21 protein-coding genes and 2 pseudogenes are annotated in these 23,587 nt (G+C 49.6%); 13 read left to right on the forward strand and 10 right to left on the reverse strand.

The window, feature by feature from the left end:
- Nucleotides 1-7 precede the first annotated feature (7 nt).
- The 3 genes from xthA (at nt 8) to JQR90_RS10350 (ending at nt 3,485) form a co-directional block, all read left to right on the forward strand.
- A complete protein-coding gene (gene xthA / locus JQR90_RS10340) occupies nt 8-820 on the forward strand; it encodes an exodeoxyribonuclease III (RefSeq protein WP_037030271.1) in 813 nt (270 codons plus the stop codon).
- Nucleotides 821-950: 130 nt separating this feature from the next.
- Entirely contained in the window at nt 951-2,327 is a 1,377-nt protein-coding gene (locus JQR90_RS10345; RefSeq protein ID WP_073449746.1) for a phosphate ABC transporter substrate-binding/OmpA family protein, read from the forward strand.
- Nucleotides 2,328-2,450: 123 nt separating this feature from the next.
- The gene (locus tag JQR90_RS10350) at nt 2,451-3,485 is read left to right on the forward strand and encodes a TerC family protein (RefSeq protein WP_010798392.1); all 1,035 of its coding nucleotides are present in this window, start codon (nt 2,451-2,453) and stop codon (nt 3,483-3,485) included.
- On the opposite strand, the gene JQR90_RS10355 is transcribed toward JQR90_RS10350, so the two are convergent.
- From JQR90_RS10355 to JQR90_RS10375, 5 genes are read right to left on the reverse strand one after another with little or no spacing between them, the layout of a single operon-like run.
- Complete coding sequence (locus JQR90_RS10355) at nt 3,476-5,629, reverse strand: hypothetical protein (protein WP_125912933.1); 2,154 nt, start codon at nt 5,627-5,629, stop codon at nt 3,476-3,478. The two genes, JQR90_RS10350 and JQR90_RS10355, sit on opposite strands and share 10 nt — an antisense overlap.
- Nucleotides 5,605-6,327 carry a PilW family protein gene (locus tag JQR90_RS10360; protein ID WP_010798394.1) on the reverse strand — a complete coding sequence of 241 codons (723 nt, stop codon included), beginning with the start codon at nt 6,325-6,327 and terminating at the stop codon, nt 5,605-5,607. The genes JQR90_RS10355 and JQR90_RS10360 overlap by 25 nt, the downstream gene beginning before the upstream one ends.
- Nucleotides 6,324-6,662 carry a hypothetical protein gene (locus tag JQR90_RS10365; protein ID WP_139272271.1) on the reverse strand — a complete coding sequence of 113 codons (339 nt, stop codon included), beginning with the start codon at nt 6,660-6,662 and terminating at the stop codon, nt 6,324-6,326. The genes JQR90_RS10360 and JQR90_RS10365 overlap by 4 nt, the downstream gene beginning before the upstream one ends.
- Before the next feature lie 58 nt (nt 6,663-6,720).
- Nucleotides 6,721-7,215, reverse strand: a complete 495-nt coding sequence (locus JQR90_RS10370; protein ID WP_010798396.1) for a pilus assembly FimT family protein — start codon at nt 7,213-7,215, stop codon at nt 6,721-6,723.
- Nucleotides 7,209-7,643 carry a type IV pilin protein gene (locus JQR90_RS10375; protein WP_010798397.1) on the reverse strand — a complete coding sequence of 145 codons (435 nt, stop codon included), beginning with the start codon at nt 7,641-7,643 and terminating at the stop codon, nt 7,209-7,211. Before JQR90_RS10375 ends, JQR90_RS10370 begins: the two co-directional genes overlap by 7 nt.
- Nucleotides 7,644-8,249: 606 nt before the next feature.
- Here JQR90_RS10375 and JQR90_RS10380 point away from each other — a divergent pair.
- The 4 genes from JQR90_RS10380 (at nt 8,250) to JQR90_RS10395 (ending at nt 13,194) form a co-directional block, all read left to right on the forward strand.
- Nucleotides 8,250-9,440 carry an MFS transporter gene (locus JQR90_RS10380; protein ID WP_010798399.1) on the forward strand — a complete coding sequence of 397 codons (1,191 nt, stop codon included), beginning with the start codon at nt 8,250-8,252 and terminating at the stop codon, nt 9,438-9,440.
- A 21-nt stretch (nt 9,441-9,461) separates the two neighbouring features.
- Entirely contained in the window at nt 9,462-10,673 is a 1,212-nt protein-coding gene (locus JQR90_RS10385) for an MFS transporter (RefSeq protein WP_010798400.1), read from the forward strand.
- Nucleotides 10,674-11,900: 1,227 nt separating this feature from the next.
- Nucleotides 11,901-12,380: a single-stranded DNA-binding protein gene (ssb, locus tag JQR90_RS10390; protein ID WP_010798402.1), complete on the forward strand. Its 480-nt coding sequence runs from the start codon at nt 11,901-11,903 to the stop codon at nt 12,378-12,380.
- Nucleotides 12,381-12,969: 589 nt separating this feature from the next.
- Nucleotides 12,970-13,194, forward strand: a complete 225-nt coding sequence (locus tag JQR90_RS10395; protein ID WP_074826650.1) for a hypothetical protein — start codon at nt 12,970-12,972, stop codon at nt 13,192-13,194.
- Between the two features lie 61 nt (nt 13,195-13,255).
- Here JQR90_RS10395 and JQR90_RS10400 read toward each other — a convergent pair whose 3' ends face one another.
- Both JQR90_RS10400 and JQR90_RS10405 read right to left on the reverse strand, forming a co-directional pair.
- On the reverse strand, nt 13,256-13,600 hold the full coding sequence (locus JQR90_RS10400) for a hypothetical protein (RefSeq protein WP_019365581.1): 345 nt from the start codon (nt 13,598-13,600) through the stop codon (nt 13,256-13,258).
- 142 nt (nt 13,601-13,742) lie between these two features.
- Entirely contained in the window at nt 13,743-13,931 is a 189-nt protein-coding gene (locus JQR90_RS10405; protein ID WP_010798406.1) for a hypothetical protein, read from the reverse strand.
- A gap of 862 nt (nt 13,932-14,793) precedes the next feature.
- Between JQR90_RS10405 and JQR90_RS10410 the strand changes: the two genes are divergently transcribed.
- Entirely contained in the window at nt 14,794-15,294 is a 501-nt protein-coding gene (locus JQR90_RS10410; protein ID WP_434140000.1) for a tripartite tricarboxylate transporter substrate-binding protein, read from the forward strand.
- A gap of 334 nt (nt 15,295-15,628) precedes the next feature.
- On the opposite strand, the gene JQR90_RS10415 is transcribed toward JQR90_RS10410, so the two are convergent.
- Nucleotides 15,629-15,844, reverse strand: coding sequence for a hypothetical protein (locus JQR90_RS10415; RefSeq protein WP_010798408.1), 216 nt, complete (start codon nt 15,842-15,844; stop codon nt 15,629-15,631).
- Between the two features lie 145 nt (nt 15,845-15,989).
- Between JQR90_RS10415 and JQR90_RS10420 the strand changes: the two genes are divergently transcribed.
- Nucleotides 15,990-16,840 (forward strand): IS5 family transposase gene (locus JQR90_RS10420; RefSeq protein WP_434140001.1). Its coding sequence is split into 2 segments (ribosomal slippage): nt 15,990-16,053 and nt 16,053-16,840, totalling 852 coding nucleotides; the frame shifts between segments, so codons are not numbered across the junction.
- Nucleotides 16,841-16,916: 76 nt separating this feature from the next.
- Nucleotides 16,917-17,999: pseudogene (locus JQR90_RS10425) on the forward strand (IS630 family transposase).
- Between the two features lie 25 nt (nt 18,000-18,024).
- Here JQR90_RS10425 and JQR90_RS10430 read toward each other — a convergent pair.
- On the reverse strand, nt 18,025-18,264 hold the full coding sequence (locus JQR90_RS10430) for a hypothetical protein (protein WP_010798413.1): 240 nt from the start codon (nt 18,262-18,264) through the stop codon (nt 18,025-18,027).
- Nucleotides 18,265-18,602: 338 nt separating this feature from the next.
- Between JQR90_RS10430 and JQR90_RS10435 the strand changes: the two genes are divergently transcribed.
- Nucleotides 18,603-20,261, forward strand: a complete 1,659-nt coding sequence (locus tag JQR90_RS10435) for a glycoside hydrolase family 5 protein (protein WP_010798414.1) — start codon at nt 18,603-18,605, stop codon at nt 20,259-20,261.
- A gap of 902 nt (nt 20,262-21,163) precedes the next feature.
- Nucleotides 21,164-22,531, forward strand: a complete 1,368-nt coding sequence (locus JQR90_RS10440) for a hypothetical protein (RefSeq protein ID WP_010798415.1) — start codon at nt 21,164-21,166, stop codon at nt 22,529-22,531.
- A 287-nt stretch (nt 22,532-22,818) separates the two neighbouring features.
- Here JQR90_RS10440 and JQR90_RS10445 read toward each other — a convergent pair whose 3' ends face one another.
- Nucleotides 22,819-23,232 carry a hypothetical protein gene (locus JQR90_RS10445; protein ID WP_010798416.1) on the reverse strand — a complete coding sequence of 138 codons (414 nt, stop codon included), beginning with the start codon at nt 23,230-23,232 and terminating at the stop codon, nt 22,819-22,821.
- A gap of 142 nt (nt 23,233-23,374) precedes the next feature.
- Here JQR90_RS10445 and JQR90_RS10450 point away from each other — a divergent pair.
- A pseudogene (locus JQR90_RS10450) lies at nt 23,375-23,574 on the forward strand (site-specific integrase); the annotation flags it as partial.
- Between the last annotated feature and the right edge of the window lie 13 nt (nt 23,575-23,587).

Below are 23,587 nucleotides of genomic sequence, written 5' to 3' on the forward strand. Positions count from 1 at the left end.
TTCGCCCATGAAGATTGTTTGCTTTAATATCAATGGCTTGCGAGCACGTCCTCATCAGCTGGCTGCCTTGATCGAACGTCACGCACCCGATGTTATCGGGCTTCAGGAAACCAAGGTCTCGGATGACCAGTTCCCGCTGGCTGATATCGAGGCGTTGGGCTATCACGTTCACTATCACGGGCAGAAAGGTCACTATGGCGTAGCACTGCTTTCGCGCCAGGCACCGCTGGAGATCCACAAGGGCTTCCCCAACGACGGCGAAGAGTCCCAAAAACGTTTCATCTATGGCGTTTATGCCGACCATAACAACCAGCCGGTCGTCATTATGAACGGCTATTTTCCGCAGGGCGAAAGCCGGGACCATCCCGTCAAGTTCCCTGCCAAGACCAAGTTCTATGCAGACCTGCAGCAGCTTCTCGAACAGCGCTACTCCACCAACACACCGCTGCTGCTAATGGGCGATTTCAATATCTCACCTGAAGACTGCGATATCGGCATTGGTGCCGATAATGCCAAGCGCTGGTTACGTACCGGCAAGTGCAGCTTTCTACCCGAGGAGCGCGAGTGGCTGGCCAAGCTCAAGAACTGGGGGCTGGTTGATAGCTTCCGCCACCTCAACCCTATTGTTGCGGATCGTTTCAGCTGGTTTGATTACCGTAGCAAAGGATTTGAAGCGGAGCCCAAGCGGGGTCTTCGCATCGATCTGATCCTGGCCTCGCAAGGTGCTCAGCCTCGCCTCAAAGACGCCGGTATTGACTATGACATCCGTGCCATGGAAAAGCCCTCAGACCATGCCCCTATCTGGGTTGAGCTGACCTGACGCGATACAGTGGTCTGCTCAAGCAGGCCACCTCACAACGCAATAGTGGCAAAAAGCTGCCGTTGTAATGTTTTCGTCATTTTTCCCTTTTATGCTGCCCGCGTCTCATTTCCAGGGTAGCTGTAGGAATATGAATTCCGCCCGTCAGGATTCCAACCTTTGGAGCCGTCTTCTTGCCGGCGCGCTTCTCGGCATCGTTTGCACCGTCTCATCATGGTCGACCGCGGCGCAGCCATTACCGCTTCGCACAGATGGCAAACCGGTATTGAGTATCCATGGCTCCAACACCATCGGCGCTCAGCTTTCCCCGCTCATGGTCGAAGGCTTTCTCAAAACACATGGGTTCAAGACCATAAACAGCCGGACTGGCAGTCATGAAAACGAACATATCATTATTGGCAGACGCGCCAACGGTGATCAGGTTCGCATCGATATGGCGGCGCATGGATCGAGTACCGGCTTTGCCGATCTTATTCATGGCGATACCGATATCGCTGCTGCCTCACGTCCTATCAAGGACAGCGAGGCACTCGAGCTCAAGCGCTTGGGTAATGCACGAGATGCCGGATCCGAGCATGTCATTGGTATTGATGGCATCGCTATCATCCTGAACGCGGCGAACCCATTGACCACGCTTTCAACCGATGAGTTGGCCCGACTCTTTTCAGGCGATGTGAAGAATTGGAAAGACATTGGGGGTTCACTAGGTCCTGTTCACTTGTATGCGAGAGATGACCAATCAGGCACCTTTGATACCTTCAAAGAACTGGTCATGTCCTCTCATGGCAAAAGCCTTTCGCCTACAGCTACGCGTTTCGAATCCAATGACGAGCTATCCGACGCTATCAGCCAGGATCCATATGGAATCGGCTTTGTCGGACTGGCTGCTGTAGGCAAGGCAAAAACCGTATCGATCTCTGACGGATCGGCGCTAGCCCTCCCCCCAACGGTTACCACCGTTGCTACAGAGGACTATCCCCTCTCACGTCGTCTGTTCCTCTATAACAAACCCGACGAGAAAAATCCGTGGGTAAATGCCTTCATCCGCTACGCTCAAAGTTCGGAGGGGCAAAGATGGGTCAGCAAGAGCGGATTCGTGGCTCAAGAAGTGCTAGCGGTCCAGCCCGCCGTGCCGGCAGATGCGCCAGCGTTTTATCGTCAGCTTGCCGACCATGCGCAGCGCCTTTCGGTCAATTTTCGCTTCGCTGAGGGTAGCGCCACGCTGGACAACAAGGCCAACCTCGATATCGAACGTCTGATGACCTACCTCAGAGAAAATGACAAGCTCGACAAGAAGGTAGCACTGATTGGCTTTAGCGATACAAAGGAAGACTTGAAGCGAGCCGAGCTGCTCTCCAAGCTACGCGCCATGGCCGTACGGCGGGAGCTGAACAAGGGTGGCGTGATGTTCCATGACATCGTAGGGCTGGGCGATGCCTTGCCTGTAGCAGCCAATAGTGATGAAGGCCGGATGAAGAACCGGCGCGTAGAAGTGTGGGTCTATTGAGATGACGAAGCCAACCGCTTTGTTAGATTCAACCCTACCTCTATGGAGGTGTGACGCCGGGCCCCTCTGACGATCACCCGATCGCCATGTCGGAGTCACCTAACGACATCGACAGGATCGATCATGCCCGACGCATTTGATTTTCTGACTACGCCCTTCATGGGCGCCGCCGCTTGGCTGTGGCTGAGCTTTCTTATCATCGTACTCTTGCTTCTGATCTTCGATCTGGGTGTCCTGCAGCGCAATCATCACGAAATAGGCATCAAGGAGAGCCTGTTGATGTCGGCAGGCTACATCTCGTTCGGGATCGCCTTTGGTGGATGGATCTGGTACGAATTTGGTGCCACTCGCGCCCTTGAATATTACACAGGCTATCTGGTCGAACAGTCGCTTTCGATGGATAACGTCTTTGTCATGGCGCTGATCTTCAGCTTTTTTCAAATTCCGCGTAAATACCAGCATGAAGTCCTGTTCTGGGGTGTACTCGGCGCCATTGTCATGCGTGCCATCATGATTGGCGTTGGCGCTGCGCTGGTACAACGCTTCGATTGGATCCTTTATGTATTTGGCGCGTTCCTATTGATCTCAGGAATCAAAATGCTCTTCAGCCGCCACGACGACCAGCCCGACCTGGCCCAAAATCCCATGCTGCGCTTCTTGCGCAAGCATATCCGCGTGACGGACCAGCTTCATGGTGATCGCTTTCTGATACGCAAGGAAAAGGAAGGCTTCAGCAAGCCCCTGGTCTACGCCACTCCGCTTCTCTTGGCGTTGATACTCATCGAAATGGCGGACCTGGTTTTTGCGGTGGATAGCGTTCCGGCCATCTTCTCGATCACCCAGGAGCCTTTTATCGTTTACACATCAAACATTTGTGCCATTTTGGGCCTTCGAGCGCTCTACTTTGCCTTGGCTGCCATGATCAGCCGATTCGCCTATTTAAAATATGCGTTGGCGTTGGTGCTCATTTTCATCGGGGCCAAGATCTTTGCGCACTCCCTCATTGGCCCAGTCCCGGCACCGCTATCACTGGGTGTGACCTTTAGTCTGCTGGCTGGTGGTATCGTGTTGTCGTTGTTCAAGACCCGCGGACACGCCGAGCACTTAAAGACAGGCACCTCTAAAAACAACTCCGGCTCTTGGGGGGATCATAAATAACGGGTCCAAAGAATCTGGACCGTAGGCTGAGCCCGACCAATATCATACATAGCGCCACTGTTTGTCGTACCAGAGCCTTCCGGCGCATTACCGGGGGCCTGCTCGGGAGAAAAGGTGGAAGGCCACGCTGTGGTATCAATCGTGGTTGAGCCTCCAAGTTGTTGAACGCCTCCGCCTTGAGCGGCAGACGTAATCGTACCGTGGACCCGTGTGTTCCCGGTTGTCACAACGTTATTACCCGCCACTACGCTGCCATAAACATCGTTACTGGCTCCCAAAGTGACCGTCCCCCCAGAGAAAGTGCCGTTGAGGTAACCCCCCGCTAGCAGCGCCACGTTTCCTACAGCAGAGGGCTTATAAAGACCTTTTGCTATATCACAAAGATTCAAAGGATAGAGTCCAGCCAAATCCAGGCTGGCCGGAACGTTGTCTTCTGCGCGTCGCGTATTTCTACAAATCGGATCAAAGCCAGCATAATTGACAGCGATAGTTTTATTTTTGGCGGTAGTTGCTATGTTGCCCGTCGCAATAATGCTGTTGTAATAAACACCGCTCCCAGCTTGAACATCCCCTTGAAACCATAGGACGCCTGGCGCAAGGCTCCAGCCAGAAAGCGACCACAAGCCATCTCTGTAAGTTATGCAGCCATTAAATGTAGTTGCGCCCTGACATATCGTCTTATTAGGCTGAAGCGGAGCGGTACACATACCCTGAGCATTAACTTCGTTACAAAGAAAATCACGGTAACCTCTTCCGCCGGCATCCGGGTAATTTCCCAAGAGATAAACACCATTAGCAATACCACCCACACCCTGGACAGTTACCTGTCGCTGCCCAGTGGATGAGAGTTGGAATACATAATTGGCGTTGGAACGAAGTTGATAAGCGTCTACCTTACTCGTCTGCACTACTGTTTCTTTCACAGTTTGAACAGTAACGCGCGGTACATTGACCTGATAATTAATAGTCCGTACTACGTTTACCTTGGAATTTTTATCTACCGTGAACGCACCGCCAATTGTTCCGCTTGCAACAACAGCAGTACTTGCGGTCAAAGCGCCTTGTCCATCGAGGCGGCTAGTTATCTCTCCTCGATCTATTAGCGTATTACCCTGAGTTCTAACCGTCTGGACCGTGCCGTCATCAATTCGTACATCGCCAATGGCTGCCACAGCCGTACCGTTATTGGAACCGGAATACGTAACCTTACCATTGGTATTGATTTCTCTGGATGAATCCTTACTTGTCCAAAAAACGTCTGCTTGACTATTGAGTGTCGTGATAGCGCCACTGCTTATATTGACATTCCCGGTTACGTTCGCTGTCGAAATCTGACGCCCAGCCATATTAAGCGTGCCATTGGCGGTAACCGTTCCCGCGCTGGCATTTCCGGTTAGGGTTACGTTCTTGATAGCTGAGACGGTTAGTGCCGAAGCGTTTCCTTCCAGCGTCACGTTGCCGTTTGTCGTCAATGAACTGACAGAGACCGAGCTGCCAACCGTAATATCATCTGTTGAACTGATTGCATCCAGACCCGTGACATTACCAGAAAGATTGACCTTTCCTTTGACACTTATATTGGCCTGTTGCGGCCCTTCGAAGCTGACAGACCCATTAAGGTTGAGATCTGTACTAATTCGGATGAGAGGCGGTACTGATGCAGGACTTGAGGGACCGGTCGCACCAGAAGCAGCTCCAGTCGTCGGGCCTGTACCCGTTGAGGTGTAGTCCAGCGGATTGACCTCAAAAATCGCTTGTACGATGGCAGTTGAGTCGGCTGCTCTACCCGTAACATTAGCTACTATGCGGTACTGATCGCTTTTGGGCTTAGTCTTGGACAATAGCTCTACCCGTAATCCTTCAGTTCCACCCACAGCAATTTCTCCCGCTGCAAGCGCCTCCAGATCGTTTGTAGATCGGTTTGTCAAAAATTGCCTCAGCAGCTCCACGCCTGTCCAGGCCTTCAACTGGGCTGGCGTTGTTGCATGAACCGCCAGCTGCCGCTCCTGCGTGCCTTGCACCATGTACATCATGCCTAGCGCTGCAATGGTCAGCGTCATTCCAGTCAGCAGAATGACCATCAGTGAGGCGATACCTCTTTGGCGAGCCGGAAAGCTAATCATGGCGCGAAATTCGACAGGCACGTGGTAAAACTAATCGTCAGCGGCTCAGGCTGCGGTTCCAGATCCAATACGGGAAAACGCACCTGTACCGCATGAACCCCTTCATTTGTACTAAAAGGCCAACATGTCGCTTCGACCACTTGCATATAGGCGCCCTGTGTATCGCTGCCCATCTCGTTGATCAGGTCAGCCGTGATCCAATCCAGCGATGCCCACACCTTCGCACTTGTGCACTTCATGGGTTTGAGCAGTACAAGCCCTGAGGAAGTCGAGACCAGACCGCTGCATTGATAGGCATCCGCGATCGGAGCAGCCGTAATGGTGCTGGCATTGAAGCCCCAGATAATCGCGTTTCCCAACGACCCTTTAATCGGGTCCGCTTTGGTAAAATCGATTACCGTTCCACCCGATAATTTGCGCACATTGTTTTCGTCTGCCTTGGACAGCACTGCATCACGGATGAAGACCAGATCCGTACCTAGTTGAGGTCGCTTGGTACCAGTTACCGGCAAACCAAACCCTGCCTGTTGCAAAGCGATCTGTGCAGTCAAAAGTCCCGAGGCTTTCTGCCCCTCCACCTTAGCCAGGCTTGCCGACTCTACACTTACACCTACCAGGGTCCGGTATAGCGACAACATCGCCAGTATGGTAATCAGCGAAATGACCATGCCTATCATGAGGCTGATCAGGTTGAATCCCCTTTGACGACTGCCTGTCACAGATCGCCCACCTGAATGGGCAGACCAAATACCTCCTGATCCATGGCACGGGTCTGTAGCATAACGTGTTGAGGAGACGCATCTACCGTGCGTCCACCCAGCGAAATAGCACCCGACGTCGTCGTGCATTCCACATCCAGTGGAAATGGGGAACCATCAATGGGTGAATAGACAATGGCTTTGCTATTGGCGCTATTACCTGGACAGAGCGTTGTTCCATAGACATGCAGCAGGTTGCGCATTTGCACCACGATATAGTTCTGGATATGCAGGTCTGTTTGCGTCTGCTGAATACGCGTGGCGATATGAATCATGCCGATGCCTATGATTGACATCAGCAAGACACCCACCAGGGCCTCGATCAGCGTATCACCGCGCTGACAAGACCTGCCATTAGATAATGGTGATCGGAAGCGCATCTTCTCGACCCGCCTTCACTGCCAGATCCACCGTGGCGCAATCAAGTCCCGACGGGCTACTTTGGAAAGGTAGCGCTCGGTTATCCAATGCGACGCACTGGAAGGACTTGTTGTCGGACTCGATGGTAACTTGTTTGGGTAGCGCACTGCTCCATACAACCTGGGCATTACCCACCTGCCCGCAGTTAAAGGCGCTTTGCCCGGCAACTGGCTGGGCCAGCACCAAGGAAGTGTCGTTCAAACAGAGCAAGGCAGCAGGTTTATCCGCTCCGACGACGCCCGCCGGGTTCCTCAATGCCATCGCCTTGGCCCGCGCAATTCCCTGTTGAAGAACACTGGCAGCATCACGCTGATGAGCACTGTTCAACCATCCCTGAGTCAAGGGAACGCCTGCCATCAAAAGAATACTCATCACAGCCAACGTGACCATTAGTTCGATCAGGGTGAAACCCTTGGCCTGTTTTACCATGATGTCACTCCTGGGCACCCGGTCGCGGTACGTTCGTTCTTGCTTGTCAATGTAAGTGTACAGGTGCTCAACTTGGCACTCTTGCCACGGGCAGATACCGTATAGGCCGTATCGGTGACTTGAGTGATCATGTATTCGAAATCCGCACCCTGAGCAGGCTGCCATTTGCCATTGAACAGCGCCTCTGTGGCAGCTGTGGTCGCTGTAACCGGCGCAGAGGAATATTTCAGGGTACGCTGCCGCACGTTCTCCATATTAAGTCCAAGCGCCACAAGGTCGCCCTGCGCTGTCTTGATCTGGCTGCGAGTGACATACGAGCTGTAGGACGGAACCGCGATAGCCGCCAGGATGCCGACTATGGCGACCACAATCAGAATTTCGATAAGTGTAAAACCGCCGCTGCGGCGAGTATCGATATGCTTATGCATGTGTTTGAACCTACGTCTCTTTAACGTCCATGCACGATAATTCCGAACAGTGTTCGGACTTTCCCTGAACCGTTGATCGTTATACAGCCAACTACCAATACCTATTCAAATGCTGTGCCAGCTAAGCAAACTGTTGTTCTGCTTCAGGCTGGACACAGCATCAATAAAGGGCCAGAGCACCTTCAAACTTTATGCATATACGATAAGAGAAGCTGGTAAAGCGCCATGAGGCAAGTCGTTGATGACAATATTCTGGCGCAAAGCTAGCGAAGCGGAAGACGCTGCCAGAAAACAGTCTAGCCAGAAGGACCCTTTCCTCAATCACATACTTACTGTTAGCTTTAACTTTATTAATTAAGTAGCTGATTAATCTGTATAAATTAGACAATCCTAGAAATTACTTTAATTTTTTAATCTGTGTTCTGAAATGAGGTATAGCTTTTTAGGCCTCTCATCCGATAACGCTTTAATACGGCAAATACCTCATGCAGTGGCTTACGTAACGAAACCCTGCTCAGCAGCGTCTACACGGTAATATCGCTTTATTGGATGCTTAGCTAATGATCCAATAAACAGTTCAAACATTCAGGAACGCTTTTGTTGTCCATGTCGAACACCGAGTCCCAATCACAGCGACCTTTTGCAATTACGCTTGTAGTCGTTTCAACTGTCCTCTTTACTTTCCTTGCTTATCTGACCATCGGGATTCCACTTGCGGTCCTGCCCAAATATGTGCACGACCAGTTGGGGTTCAACTCGGTCGTCGCCGGACTCGTCATTAGCAGTCAATATCTCGCTACGCTTCTCTCACGATCCCATGCTGGTAAAGTCATCGATACCATAGGCGCCAAGCAAGCCGTCATTTATGGCATGGCTGGATGTGGCGTAAGTGGAATACTCATGCTGGCATCTACGCTTTTGCAGAACGCACCCTCAATCAGCTTAGGGTGTTTGCTGGCAGGACGCCTTATCCTGGGCTGTTCGGAAAGTCTTGTAGGCACGGGAGCCATCAGTTGGGCGATTGGTCGTACCGGTGCAGCGCATACGGCCAAGGTCATTTCCTGGAATGGCATCGCCAGCTATGGGGCCTTGGCCGTTGGCGCACCCTTGGGCGTCATGCTGGTCAATGGTCTGGGCCTATGGAGCATGGGTGTCAGCATTCTTTTGCTTGCCCTGCTAGGCTTCTACCTGGCCAGACCTAAACCTGCCATTGCAATTGTGCCTGGTAAACGCATGCCCTTTCTCAATGTGCTGGGGCGGGTTGCTCCGTATGGCATGGGCCTTGCCCTAGGCGGAATCGGGTTTGGAACCATCGCAACCTTCATCACACTCTTCTACAGCAGCCGTCATTGGGACAACGCAGCCTTTTGCCTAAGCGTATTCGGCTTTTTCTTCATCTGTGCACGCCTCTTGTTTGCCAATGCCATCAATCGACTAGGCGGATTTCGGGTAGCGATTGTCTGCCTGACCGTTGAGACGTTCGGATTACTGATGCTCTGGCAGGCCTCGACACCCTTCCTTGCGCTTGCAGGCGCAGCCCTGACCGGATTTGGCTTTTCCCTGGTATTTCCTGCACTGGGTGTCGAGGCCGTCCGGCTGGTGCCAGCCGCGAACCGAGGCTCGGCGCTGGGCGCCTACTCAGTTTTCATTGATCTCTCATTAGGTATCACGGGTCCATTGATTGGGGCCATTGCAGCGAACTTTGGCTATTCCATCATGTTCCTAAGCGCAGCCCTGGCGTCGTTAATGGGCTTGGCATTGAGTATCACGCTGCTAAAACGGAATCCTAACGTCTGAGCCGGGAGGCCTTACCTACTGATGAACGCTTCAGAATCCGTTGCCATTACCTTGCGTATCGCCTCAATCGTCGTTTTCAGCTTTTTGACGTTTCTGGCCATTGGTCTACCGCTTGCCATCCTGCCCGGATATGTCCATGACACCCTGGGCTTTGGGTCGGTCATGGCAGGCCTGACCATCAGCATCCAATACATCGCCACCCTGTTTACGCGCCCGATTGCAGGCAAGATTGCTGATAGCATCGGCCCCAAGAAAGGCGTAATCGCAGGGCTGTTTGGCTGCGGCATCTGTGGCATCCTGACTTTCATCTCAACTCTGCTACAGGACTTTCAGGTTGCAAGCCTGGTGCTGCTTATCATAGGGCGAGTCTTTCTAGGATGCGCCCAGGCACTGATTGGTACAGGCTCGCTGAGCTGGGGCATGGGCAGTGTTGGGATGCAGCACGTCAGCAAGGTGATTTCCTGGAACGGGATCGCAGCCTACGGCGCCTTGGCCATTGGTGCTCCGCTAGGCGTTGCCATGGTAAGCAGCCTGGGACTCTGGAGCCTGGGTGTAAGCATTGTTTTACTGGCCGCCATCGGCTTGGCCCTGGCCTGGAATAAAGAGCCAGCTCCTGTCATTCCTGGCGAGCGCCTCCCCTTTCTTCGCGTCTTCTGGCGCATCAGTCCTTATGGATTGGGTCTACTGTTAAGCTCGATTGGCTTTGGCACCATCGCGACGTTCATTACGCTGTACTACGGCAGCCATGGCTGGCCTAACGCTGCCTATAGCCTGACCGCATTTGGTGCTGCGTTCATTTGCGCCCGTCTTTTATTTGCAGGAACAGTCAACCGCTTCGGCGGCTACCCCGTCGCCATTGCCTGCTTTATCGTGGAAACACTAGGTCTGCTGCTTCTGTGGCTAGCCGTTTCACCCGGCATGGCCATGGCAGGAGCCGCGTTAGCAGGCTTTGGCCTCTCGCTTGTTTATCCCGCCCTGGGTGTAGAGGCCATTGTAAAGGTCCCCGCCACTAACAGAAGCGCTGCGCTAGGTGCCTACTCACTGTGCCTAGACATGTCGCTCGGAATTACCGGCCCCGTAGCCGGCAGCATTGCCAATGCGTTTGGCTTCAACTCCATTTATCTCTTTGCTGCAATAATGTCTCTAGCCGGCCTTCTGCTGTGTCTTTATCTTTTCAAACAGGCGCAGCGTGCTATGGAAACACCTAACGCCAGGCAGGATCGGCCAAGCTAGGCTTACAGATGAAATTAGCCAGCTGATACGCATGTCAGCTGGATACTTTCGTTCAGCACACACTAACAACCTATGGCGTAAAAGCTTCGGGCCAAGTTAGCAAGATATTATCAATAATGCCTCGCATTACACATCAAGCACTTACTGTAGAACCCGTGCTCATCATCGTGATGGCTTAACAAGCCCTCACAATGGATACACCCTCCATGCAGCCTTCCTTTTTTCCAGCGCAGCAGTTTTTGGAGGCGTGTTAACAGCCACGACAGACCTATCGACAAACTTACCAACCACATCATCAAGCTAATCAGCTTGGCAGTAATCGCTAGATCCAAAAGCACTAGCGCTTCAACGTTACCCGCCCAAACGAAAAGAACGATCGAAACAGCCTGGCCTACCAACAGCACTAATACAGGCATGGCAAAAAGTCTAAAACCCATAGAGCCCAACACGAATAAAAGACAATTAATGACTCCTTTGAAGATGCCTGGCCATACAAACAACCGGGACAATCTTATCGGGTAAGCCGAAACGTTGACTCAATGTCAATTTAACGGCCTCCTATCCCAAAGCTGAAATGAATATCAGACTCAAAGCATTCAACGCTACGTCGATCCAGGAGAGCCCATTATACAATCACCAGACGCTATCAAATGGCCACTAGTCTAAAAGCTTTGCCGCTGGTGCCATAAGGAGCCAACAGAGCATGGCTCCCATATCCAAGTGATTAATAACAACCCCTTCCGCACTTAAGCCATTAATAAAGCTTACGCCTAGGCTGCTTGTCTTGAAAAAGCCCCTACATCAGGCACCCGCTTAATGCCCATGTTTTTTAGAAATGGAATTTTCTATATAAATTCATATTAGGGCTTCGTAATTTCATTAATGACCTGAAAAACGCCAGCTTATATTTCTTACTCTACGATCTAAACACTTGAAAAAGCGACAAGCGGTCCATACAACCCAAACAATTGATATTGTTTTTAACCCTCTCGACCCCATATCTGTAAAGCACGACCTAGAACTTCGGAAATTTATAACTAGCGCGTAAGTTAATTATAAAGCACGCTTCTGACCGTTTAGATGTCAGCTTACTGAGCAACTCTCAACTTCAGTTTTCAGGAATGATTGAACGTATCGATGGGCAAACTAAAATAGTCGGCTTATACGTATGGACATCAGTAATGTATACAAAAGACCGCAGCCCTAGTGCTGACTGTGAGGTTTCGAATGGCTAGAGGTATCAACAAGGTTATTCTCATTGGCAATGTAGGTGCCGATCCCGAAATCCGCTATACGCCCAATGGTAACCCCATCACCAATATCACCCTTGCAACCAGCGAAAGCTGGAAGGACAAACAGAGTGGTCAGTTGCAAGAACGAACCGAGTGGCATCGGGTCGTCTTTTTTGGCCGGCTGGCCGAGATAGCCGCCGAATACCTTCGCAAAGGGTCACAGGTTTACGTAGAGGGTACATTACGCACACGAAAGTGGCAGGGCCAAGACGGGCAAGACCGCTACACGACTGAAGTTATCGTCGACATAAGCGGTACCATGCAACTGCTTGGCGGCCGAGGGGATAACGAACCATCGAGTAACCAACAATCCGGCAAACAACCCTCTGGGCAAGCCCGTAGGCCTACACAGCCGCAGCCCTCAACCCAGCCGGCTCCAGACTACGACAGCTTCGATGATGATATTCCCTTCTAAAGGCGCTTAGGCGCCTTTTCTTCTGCCATGTGATGGCTGGCTCTCAGTTCTTCAGGGCATACGCACATCGCTTCTCAGGCGGTGAATGATGTGTCATTCACCTTTTGAGCTAATTTTTTTCGCCCACTGTGCAGCGCTTTTAAATTTTTATGGTCATAGCTGGCAGATCAGCTTCATCACTTCGTTTTGTCGCCCAGCTGACTCACGCTTCCGCTCTATCTCTACTCAGCAAGGAATGCTTTATGACCCGCATACAACTTCGCCGTCGACTCATCTGGACAAGTTTTGCTTACGCACTGCTTTTTTATGCAGGGGTTATTTCTGTATTAGGCTTGGCTGATTTTGTATCCAGTTAGTGATAGTTAAGAGTTAACATTAGTCACACCTAGAGCCCCTTCCTCTTTCGTGCAATCTATTAGGCAAAGCACTTATGAGAAGTTAGCTACGCAACTAACTCAAGCTGTTCCACATATTTTTAAAAGACGCTGTTAATTGTTAAACAAGCACTAGCCAACTTCAAACGTTAAGAGTAAAAAGAGAGCGGCACCAAAATGCCATCATCCTTAGCGTATTCATGGAGCGAAACGTTATGAACGAGTCGTCAAAAGTAGAGACCGGTAATTTGCTGAGCTGGCTATTTCTTGCCGCTTTCAGTATGACAGTATGGTGGGCGTATGATGGAGACTCCTGTCTTGAGCAGTGTAGGCCATCGGCTGACATGTCATTAGCGGCCAATGTCAACGACCAACGCAGTGTTGACATGAGCCTGACGGCGAAAACAGATTTCGATGTTTCTCATCGTCGTTATCGCTGACCGTAAAACAAAGCTCCACTGCATGTGGAGCTTTGTTTTTAAAAGGCTTAATGATCGCTATTTACAAGCAGCCTGATACGGTGCTTCTGATTCCAGCAAAAGGAAAGGGATTATTCGCCTTGCCGTCTCGCAGGACGACTTTAGTCCCATGCGAAGTCTTGTCAGCAATAACCAGTGCCGGAGCTGGCGAGGCCAACCCTTGAGGAACCAGGGCCTTGATACTACTTCCCTTCCTCTCAATAATAACTTTTGACTGATTGACAGACAGGTCTGTCATCAGGCACTCCATAAAGGCATCTGGATCTTTATTTGATCTTCCCGCTAGAGAAGGCTGTACCTTTTCAATATCGCCAACCCCAGCGCAACCTGTTAAAGCAAGGCTGATAACTACTACTAAACGCTTCATGCCTACCCCGGCTAAACCGCTCCATTGATTAAATACGAATCCAGAACCTCTGGAGCCGTCTCGATCAATTAACGTCAAGAAAGATGTTCGAATGAAAGCTGCATCAACAGTATTGGTGCGGCCGCGTCAGATTGGCTAAGTGTCACGGTAGTTCTTCAGGATCTTTGTCTGGCATCAGTCGATGCCAATCAACACCCAACCCTAGACACAACGGGACCAGCATCCACAGCCAGTAACTGTGCCTGAATCCAAAGAAAATACAGCCAAACGCCAATAGAAACGCCCACCCCTCTATCTGGAGATTGCGCTTCAGGTTGATCCATTTTCCCATATACACTCAGCCGCTCCAGACTATTCCGTACAGAGCGAACTACAACGTTAAACGTGTAAGGATACTCAAGATTTGAGTGATCGAAAACACAACCCGACACTCAGTACCGATTTCAAGATCGCTGGTTATCGATCAGGATAGCGCGCGTTTCTTTCGATACTCTCTATTTTACACCAAATAAAGTACTGCTTAACCGACTATTGCGGCAGAGTTGTCGATGTGCAGGAAAGGCTTTGTATATCCCACCATCAAAGTTACGCATCGGCGCTTCAGAAATACAAATAATTCTTATTTAGAATACAGACAAAATGCATAATTACGTCTGAAAGTAATTTAAGAGTATTTTAACGCGCTACCAATTAGCGTATTCAATAGCTCGAACTACCCTGAAATACCAGCAGCCCTAGCGCTTGCCTCTGAGTATTCATCGGTCAGTACAAGAGCCACGTCATCATCAGTCGAAGACATTTTTTGTATGGATCTGGGTCGCCCTTCTAGGTGCTTCATTAACTTCCTTGGAAGCCCAGAAGTCCAGCAATGTAAAACTGGTCAGCCAAAAGAAGCATTCAGTACCGAAATGGCTGAGCGCTTATAGCCTGTTTTCTCCAAACAAGCTCCATTTGAGTACTGCTTGCAGATCATCAGTGAGCAGAACACACGTTTGGCTAGTCGCACTAGCCAAGCAGGCAACACCAGACGGCACAACTATTCTCCAAGCCGTTTCAGCCTCAATGAGCCTACTTCCCAATGTTTATGACTCGATCGAATATGACCCGATCAACGACTTTACGCCCCTCGCCTTGTTAGGGACTACACTTATGCTCTTGCTGTAGGGCCAGCAGTTCCGCAGTCTATCCAGAGCGTGGGTGCCTATGTCGACTGGGTTAGCAAAAAACCACACTTCCGAGATGTAGGTATAGCTCTGTATGGGTCTCAAAGTCATCTGGCAGGCTTGATGTTGGGCTGCGAAGAAGAAATTGCTCTGCGCATGCAAACATACAGTCACACCACAGCTATTATCGGCGACCTACTCGACGGAGGATTGGCCGCCACGATATTTGTATGCGGACAGGTTAACAGCCGTAGAGCAGAAGGAAAGGTACACGCTCTTACTGTAACCAGCAAAGATCGCATTCCTAACTGGCCGGCCGTCAAAACCTTTACTGAGCAAGATATGCCGATGGATATAAATGGCTGGATTGGATGGTTCGTGTCAGCTAATACACCAGACCCAACGATTTCCGACCTATTTAATAAAGTAGCCCGTATGCAGCAGACCCAGGACTATCAGGAATTGCAAAAGCGTTATCTGCTTACTCAGGCTTCTCTTTCACCCGAGCAAACTCAAACAACGCATCACTGATGAAAATGGTTATTCCGGTAAGCTCATAACAGAATTAGGTATAAGCAAGCTAAGCAATAGCGCCTAAGCGCCACAACGGATAGATTCTGAACTTAACTAGCAACGCTTCGGCAGCCTGTTTAAGGGCCTATCTGCACAATCAGCAGGCACATAAGCTTAGACAACGTGAAGACCAGCTTGATACGAAAGCGAAACCCGACTCATCGGTCGGGTTTCAACAAGCTGAGTTAGCACTTATGAATACTCTCTTCGAAGCAGGCCATATCACTGCGTGCTTCGTACCAGTGTATAAGGCGCTGCTTCCAAACATTATTTCTCTTGTGAAGGAATAAACTCAGCGACTGCCTGATCCGCCGCCCGAGCCGGATGAAGATCCGCCCACCCCGCCAGTGCCGCCCATACCGCTGCCCGCACCTCCAGCTCCACCTGCCGCACCACCTTGCTCCTGCGGACTGACATCTCCGCCCCCTTGATCTTTGCCCCACGGTACACAGCCAGTCGCCAACAATGCCCCGAATAAGATACTCGTCACCCATGCTGCTCGTTTCATTTTGGATCCTCCTGTCTGGACTAAGTGGGACCCTCAACATGGCCAATAAGTGCAAGGCGAGAGGCTCTACGGCGTTTCTTTCCTAGGGTTTGTCTAAAAAGTCGCGTTTGTTAGCTTAATGCCGTTATGGCAAGCGGAGGCAGACATGACAGGTCGCTACGAGCTTTCGAGTCAGCGCTGGGCATTGATTGAAGACATCGCTTCTCCTCCCAGGCCATGGGCCGTCCTCGCCGGGATGATCGACAGATGCTCAATGGTATCTTCTGGATCCTTTGCTCCGGCGCCAAATGGCGTGATCTACCCGAACGCTACGGCCCTTGGAAAACGGTCTATCAGCGTTTTCGCCAATGGCGGGACGACGGAACGTTTGAGCGCGTATTGACTCGTCTGCATCTGCGGCTTCGCCAGGATGGCTTTATCGATCTGGATACCTGGATGGTGGACTCTACGACCATTCGAGCTACCCGTGCCGCGGCAGGAGGCGGAAAAAAGGGGCCGGACGAACCTGTAGATCACTGCCTGGGACGCAGCCGGGGTGGGTTAGGTACCAAGATTCACCTGCTTTGCGATACCAATGGTTATCCGCTGAGCTTTACCCTCTCGCCTGGTCAGCAGGCCGATTCGCGCAACTTTATTCCGTTACTGGATCAGGTGCGTCTTCCTGGCTCTCAGGGCAGACCACGCAAGCGTTGCCGGACAGTGATCGCGGACAAGGGCTACGATAGTGAAGGGGTGCGCCGCTATTGCGACCGCTTCGGTATGCAGCCGGTGATTGCCCAGCGCACGACGCACCGCAAACCTCGGCCAGGTCTGCCTCGCCTGTTTGATAGACCCAAGTATCAACAGCGTAACGTGATCGAACGGCTATTCGGTTGGTTAAAGGAGAGGCGTCGGCTCTGTACTCGCTTTGATAAGCTGGCTAACAGCTTCAAGGCCATGGTAACGCTGGCCTGTATCGAACGATGCATGCGTGCCGACTTTTCAGACAAACCCTAGTGTGGTGAATCACAACTACCAAGCACAAATATGGTCTGCAGAGTGAATGCTCAAAGCTGAGTCGAGGAGGCATGCGATGAGAACAGGCCGTCCCGCTGTACAGATCACACTAACCAGGCAAGAACATGCCGAGCTCAGCCGTCGTAGGGCTCAGCGTAAAGGTCCTGCGGATTCAAAACTACGCGCTGAAATCATCCTTTCTTACGCTAGCGGTGAACCTGGCTCATCGATTGCCAGGCGCCTGGGTATTACCGCTCAGACCGTATCGCGGTGGCGTCTTCGCTTCTCACAGTGGGGACTTGAGGGGCTTAATGATGAGCCCAGATCTGGGCGACCCCGCAGTATCAGTGACGAGAAGGTTCAGGAGGTTGTTGATCGGGTCCGGCAAACCAAGCCTGAGGATGCCAGCCACTGGAGTTCGCGCCGCATGAGCAAGGCTACCGATATTTCCATGGCCAGTGTGCAACGTATCTGGCGAGCCTTTGGCCTTAAGCCTCACCTTGAGCAGACGTTCAAACCCTCAACCGATCCGGCCTTCGTTGATAAAGTTCATGACATCGTTGGGCTATACCTGAACCCACCGGATAAGGCTCTGGTGCTGTGTATCGATGAGAAAAGCCAGATCCAGGCCCTGGATCGAACCCAGCCAGGTCTGCCTTTGACATCAGGCCATCCGGTAACTCGAGCACATGATTATTAGCGCTTTGGCACAACGTCCTTGTTTGCTGCGCTGGATGTTGCCACAGGCGAAGTGATCGGGCGTCTCAAGCGTCGTCATCGTAGCGCTGAGTTTGTGGAGTTCTTGAAGGCTATTGATGAAGAGATCTGTACGGACCTACCGGTTCACTTGATCATGGACAACTATGCGGTGCATAAGACCGATCAGGTAAAGGCCTGGCTAGCCGCACACCCTCGTTATCAGGTGCATTTCACCCCAACCTCGGCTTCCTGGCTAAACCTGGTAGAACGCTATTTCTCGACCCTTAGCCAGAGATGGATCAAGCGGCAATCACATACCAGCGTAAGCGATCTTGAGAAGTCTATTAACCATTACCTGGCTACTTACAACCAGAACCCGAGGCCCGTCCGCTGGAGTAGGAGCGCTGGTGAAATCCTGGCTTCGGTAGGTCGGGCAGCACGAGCTTTTCGTAGGAACTAATTAAACGTACTTGTGATTCATCACACTAAGAGTCATCCTGGTGCTTGTCCTGGGCACTATCCATAAGCGTCAGAAGAGCTTCACTAATGAAATCAGCATTTGCTGCAAGCTCTTCAAGATGCTCCATGGCACGACCTGACACATCGGTTGACCCGCGCTGATCAATCCAAATTGCAAGCTCCTCAACCGCTGCGCCGAGCGCTAATTGGTTCCGGTTCAAACGGGACAGTAACGCCACCATGATTTGTTGATCACCGTAAAGCATACCGGGCAGACTCCTGAGCTTAGGAATGAAACTACACATCACTTGAACGTTATACCTAACCTACTCATACGCCGATATGATCAAAAGATCATGAATCGTTAAAGCATGAAAAGACAAGCTCATCACTAGGCTAGCAACCGCACAAAAGGTAGTGATGCCTTCTTTGTAGCTTTTCGCCAGCAAACGCAGCCGTACTCTAAAGCCTGGCCTGAGTATTGCTAGAACATTGAGGCACTATTCCTCAAGCTCTATTCTGTCAAAAAACCATCAAATTAAATTTTCGGCTGGTTTTGACGATAAGCAGACGTGCGCTCCGTTGTCCGTATTAGGTGTGAGCAATGAATATCCTTTTTTATCTGTCCGGCTTTATCAGAAAAGCGCCGCTTTTCCTGTTATTTTTTGTTTTATTGACCGTCCAAACCGAAACTGCTAAGGCATCCGTAGACCTAATAGGTCTAAATATGTCTGGAGCAGGGTTTGCAGGACAAGTGCTGCCTGGCGTAAACGGCCGTAACTACATTTTTCCTACAGAGCCTTACTTTCAGCAATGGAGCACCAAAGGCATACGGCTGATTCGCTTTCCTATTCTTTGGGAACGCCTTCAGCCTACCCTAGGTGGGCCGCTGGATCCGACTTACGCTGCCTTGATAGATGGTACGTTTAATCTTGCCAATAAATATGGCATGAAGGTAATTCTGGACCTGCATAATTACATGCGTTATCGGGGACAGATTATTGGTACAAGTGGTGTGCCTTATCAGAGATATCAGGACATCATGGCCAAGATTGCACAGCGCTGGAGCACCCAACCATCGTTGTATGCTTACGACATCATGAACGAGCCCCATGATGCCCTAGCCTATTGGCCAACGGCTGCTCAATATGGGATTAATGGTGTTCGCAGTATAGATAATGTTCGCCCCATCATGATCGAAGGTAACGGATGGGCTGAGGCCACCCGCTGGGCATACTGGAATGATCCGCTGCTCAAACTGCAGGATCCTGCAAATAATATTATTTTCGAAGCACATACCTACTTTGATGAGGGAGCTGGCGGCACATACGACGCTGTCGACGTTAGCACCCTAAGCCCAACATATGGTGTTGAACGTGTTAAGCCCTTTATAGAATGGCTGAAGAAAAATGGCAGGCGAGGCTTTATTGGAGAATTCGGTGTTCCAGATAACGACCCCCGCTGGCTCACTATTATGGACAACATGCTGGCCTACCTAAGACAGAACTGTATTCCAGCAACTTACTGGGCAGCAGGTCCTGGCTGGGGAACATATAACCTGTCAGTAGAACCCGTTGGCGGACAAGACCGCCCTCAGTGGCCGACACTGAAAAAATATATCGATAATACAAGCTGCTCTTCCTATGGACCTGCAGTAACACCTGTTACAGCTCTGCCATCAGGAGCAGGAGTCATTACTCCGTCGACACCTAATACAGCTATACCAACAGCCACACCTACAAATACGGCTCCTGTTTCAAATATCTCTGTGTCACTAGCCGGGTTTGATGCACTAAACTATATAGCATCGTATCCGGACTTAGCGGCTGCTTTTGGTACAGACGTTCAAGCTGCAACGCAGCACTATATCAATACTGGATACAAGGAAGGACGGGTTATATCATTTAACCCTTTAAGCTATATAGCTTCATACCCTGACCTAACTACAGCCTTTGGTACAGATACTAATGCTGCGACCAGACATTATATCCTTTATGGATATAGGGAAGGCAGAAGGGTACTCTTTAATGCTCTATCTTATATCGCAAGCTATCCTGATCTTATAAAAGCGTTTGGTACTGACATCAATGCAGCAGCCAAACACTACATACTAAATGGATCTAAAGAAGGCAGAAAAATTTCCTTCAGCCCAGATAGATACTTGGCAAAATATGCAGACCTTCGCGCTGCGTTTGGGTCGAATAGAAATTTTGCGACCCTGCACTATATAGATCATGGCTATAAGGAAGGGCGTACACCCTGACGCTCATATAGATTTCGAATCGCACGAAACTATCCGCTTGACGATTCGAAATCCAAAAAATCTTTATAGATATTTCAAAGCAGTTTCTGGTCAGCCAAGACCTTCAACAATCTATTGTTAACCAAGCCAGCCACTTACTTCAGCTATAATGCACTAGGTTTTAATTCTCACTGATCAGCATCACTGAAAAGCGGGCAAAACTAGCGGCAAAATCAGGGTACAGTAGACTCATGTCTAGGCCTGCACAGGCGGACCCGATTACCACCTGCAATATAATTAGCGCTGCGGACTGACAATGCTGACCCCTAGCGATCACAAAGACCTTTTTTGAAGGAATCCCTTAAATGGTATGAGTCTAGGCATAGATCTGCCTCTACTCATGGATCAATAAATAGCAGTTTTCTCGCCACTGAGCTAGGAGTCCCAAGCGCTGCGTTGGCCCTCCCCTTGCTAGCGATGCCCTAATTTGTCAGCCCTCGCGTTGCATAGATAATCGCCTATCGCATATACAACGCCAAAGACAATCTGCGTTTCCCCCGCTCTTCTATCCGCAGCACATGCCGAAGGAAGCGAGCTGGTGGATAGCTTTCCACGCTTGTACAACCGTAATCAATTTTTAATCCCCCAGCGCCCTGGTAAACTGAAAATATAAACCATCTAGACTCTTTCACACCTCTCGGGCGGTCTTTATACTCCGCAACAAACTCACACCCCCTTAAAAGACAATAAGGATATGAAATAAAAAAACACTTCACTTCAAACTTTCATGAATTTTATAAATCATCCATTTTTAAAAAATGGATCAAGAATAAGCAACCAGCCAGATGATTTTAATAAATACTTTAAAAATTTAGCTTTTTAATACGCTCCTGATACTAGTCATGCCTTAATTGGAAGTCCTCATGCTTACTAACGAATCTTATTTATGGCACAACAAAAAAGCACCCAGGTCATCTACTGCAATTTCGGCACTTGTAGCAATAAATCTTTTCGCAATAGCATTCATGTTATTTTTTATGCGAAATTCAGAGCCACTCCTCAATCCGACTGTATTTGCTGAAGATGGTGTTTGGACAGGTATGGGAATGGAGCATGGATGGCTACAAACTGCATGGAATGCAAGGCCTGATTATAAGGTCGTCCTAAATGTCGCTATGCTTTGGCTAGCTGCAAAAACAAGCTATATTTTTACAGGAAGCCACATAGAAGGATTGGCTTTCTTTATAGCTATATTTTCATATGCTTTTTTTGCCGCTATCGCTACGCTTGGCTACCTTGCTACGCAAGGTATTATCAGCCACCCATTGAGGATCGTGCTTTACATTCTAATTGTAATGGCTCCAGTGGGTCTGCATGGAAATGAAATATTTGGAAGGATTCTCCAAATAGGGTTCTTTTTGCCGCTGGCTTCTATTTTTCTTCTGATGATAAGAGACCAAACGCTTGGAATTATCGGCACTATTACTATCGATGCGATTTTAGTTTTGTTCGTGATAACAAACCCAGTCGTTGCGTTACTGGTATTTCTATACGCAGCGCTTTACCTCCTAAAAAACAGGAACCTCCTCGCCACTATTAAAAGCTTAGCACCACTATGCTTGATTTCTCTAACCTACATTATCGCGGTAAAGGACAACGTTCGACCAGGCTCGTCGCTACCTATAGCGTGGGACCAAAATCATGCTGTAGAGGCGATTGTAGCAAGGAGTGTGCTCTACCCATTCGTTCATTTAATTTATAGAAACATGACCGATGTTACTTCTATAGTTTTATTGGTTGTATTTATTACACTTATTGCATGTGCACTTTACCTTTCCCGCAGGAACGGTAAGTGGTTTATACTCGCATTCTCAGCTGCATCGCTGTTCATCTACGTCGCGCTAACATTCAAGATGCGCGGGGGACTGACGACGCTGCTAAACGGATACAACTCGACGTTCCCTGACCGTTATTTTGTCGGAATAAACTTGATTGCGATGCTTTGCTTTGTTCTGGCACTCTCGATTATTATCGAAAGCGCAGGTAGGAATGTGCGCATTGCATGCTATTCATTATTGGCACTGATTGTTTTTTCCTATGTTTGGAAAGCAAGCTCAATATTCGAAAGAGGCAGGCCGACGATGGTAATTTACCAAGACAAATCATTTGGAGACCGACTGTGTGCTGCTAAAAAAACTATGGATGGACTTTATTCTCAAGTGCTAATAGAACCGGCAGGATGGTCAATGAAGATACCAAATGGAGAGCTTCATTTAACCAGATGCCCGTAGCTAGAATAGGCCACGATCAGGCAACCAGAATATACCAAGGTGGCGATATTAACATTTTCACCTTGGCATATACTTATTTCTAGCAATGTGAGCTATATCTGCCATTTAAAACCAAAAGAATTAATTTAGAAACGCGCATCACTACTAGCCACTTTATTATGCACATAAACAGCGAAACCCGATGACTTCTCTCTGTATTCTTATTAGCGCAGCCAGATCAATAAGTTGAATTTAAAAAAATTTCACTTTCTCTAGATAACAAACTTCGCAATATCAAAAATTAATATTCAGATTCCTGATTGGCTAGCTGGATGCCTTGCATCAACACAGTATTTATTCCAATAGAGTCGATCAAAGATCGTTTCTTTGGTACCCAGAATACTCGTATTGTCAGGAGCCTCGACCCATATATTATTTATAACTAATGTATTTTCTTTAACTGACACTGACGAAACATACCTCATGAAACGTGGAGCAGTTTCCCTGACGCCTACCCCGCTTAAGCGTCCACATACATATCCGTCCCCAGTCCCGCTACTCAATGAGCCTAAAAAGTAGGTATACCCAAATTTTGCTGACTTTGGGTCTTTCAGCTCTTTCTTGACTAACGCCTGACTTTTTTCAATAGCATCCTTCTCGGTTGGACTACATCCAGCCAAGCACACAAAAGCAATAGCAATTAACAGGACGTTTCTCTTCATGACTGGTCTCTTCAAACCGCTCAAAGGCTAAATACATTTTTTACATTGAAGTCCGAATATGATTACGCCGGTTTCTACCGTTTCCTATGAACAGTTGGAGGAGTCGAAACCATAAATCTTGCCGTACACCTTTAAGCCAAACCTTCATCATTGGCCACCGTATAACTGTAGGCACAGTTATGCCACAATATGCCTAATGTCGGGAACGAATCCCGCTTTCATCACCGGTCAGCTGGGTCATAGCGTTCAACTGCTGCTATCGCCTTACGCCACTGGATCTCTTCACAATCAGACTGCAACGAGCTGGCAAAACTTCAAATTGGCCTTGAATCGGTCCTCGCCTCGCTTATGACAG

The organism is Pseudomonas sp. JZ114, from assembly GCF_051027705.1.
Lineage (GTDB): Bacteria > Pseudomonadota > Gammaproteobacteria > Pseudomonadales > Pseudomonadaceae > Chryseomonas > Chryseomonas luteola.